General features: G+C 66.5%; 1 pseudogene. It reads right to left on the reverse strand.

Annotation, left to right across the window (positions count from 1 at the left end):
• Nucleotides 1–1,110 (reverse strand): annotated as a pseudogene (locus HHX35_RS42335) (DNA-directed RNA polymerase subunit beta); the annotation flags it as partial.

Consider the following 1,110-nt stretch of genomic DNA (forward strand, 5'->3'; position numbering starts at 1 on the left):
GGTTCGACCGCTTGAACTTCGCGACCCGATACGTCGTCCGCGTGCCGTCGTCGTTCATCACCGTGATGTAGTCGGCGGAGACCTCCTCCACCACACCGGCCTTCTCGGCCGTGATGACATCACCGGCATCGGTCGCGGCGCGGTACTCCATGCCCGTGCCGACCAGCGGAGCCTCGCTCTTCAGCAGAGGCACCGACTGACGCTGCATGTTCGAACCCATGAGCGCCCGGTTGGCGTCGTCGTGCTCCAGGAACGGGATCATCGCGGTCGCCACCGACACCATCTGGCGCGGCGACACATCGATGTAGTCGACCTCCTCGGCACGGGCGAGCTCGGTCTCACCGCCCTTGGTGCGCACCAGGACCCGAGCCTCGGCGAACGAGCCGTCGGGATTGAGGGCCGTGTTGGCCTGCGCCTTGACGTACCGGTCCTCCTCGTCCGCGGTCAGGTAGTCGATCTCGTCGGTCACCCTGCCGTCGACGACCTTCCTGTAGGGCGTCTCGACGAAGCCGAAGGCGTTGACCCGCCCGTAGGAGGCCAGCGAGCCGATCAGACCGATGTTCGGGCCTTCCGGCGACTCGATCGGGCACATGCGGCCGTAGTGCGAGGGGTGCACGTCGCGGACCTCGAAGCCGGCCCGCTCACGCGACAGACCACCCGGACCCAGCGCGTTCAGACGCCGTTTCTGCGTCAGGGCGGCCAGCGGGTTGATGTGGTCCATGAACTGCGACAGCTGCGAGGTGCCGAAGAACTCCTTGATCGACGCCACGACCGGGCGGATGTTGATCAGGGTCTGCGGCGTGATCGCCTCGACGTCCTGCGTCGTCATACGCTCGCGGACGACGCGCTCCATGCGGGCCAGGCCCAGGCGGACCTGGTTCTGGATCAGCTCGCCCACCGTGCGCAGACGGCGGTTGCCGAAGTGGTCGATGTCGTCGATCTCGACGATGACCTCGCTGTCGGCGACTCGCATCGACTCCTCGCCGGCGTGCAGCCGGACGATGTACTCGATGGTGGACACGATGTCCTCGTCGGTCAGCGTGCCCTGGGTGATGTCGGCCTGGACGCCCAGCTTCTTGTTGATCTTGTAACGGCCGACCTTGGCGAGGT

Origin of the sequence: Microbispora sp. H10830, from assembly GCF_014161375.1 — a bacterium.
In the GTDB taxonomy this organism is placed as follows: Bacteria; Actinomycetota; Actinomycetes; order Streptosporangiales; family Streptosporangiaceae; genus Microbispora; species Microbispora catharanthi.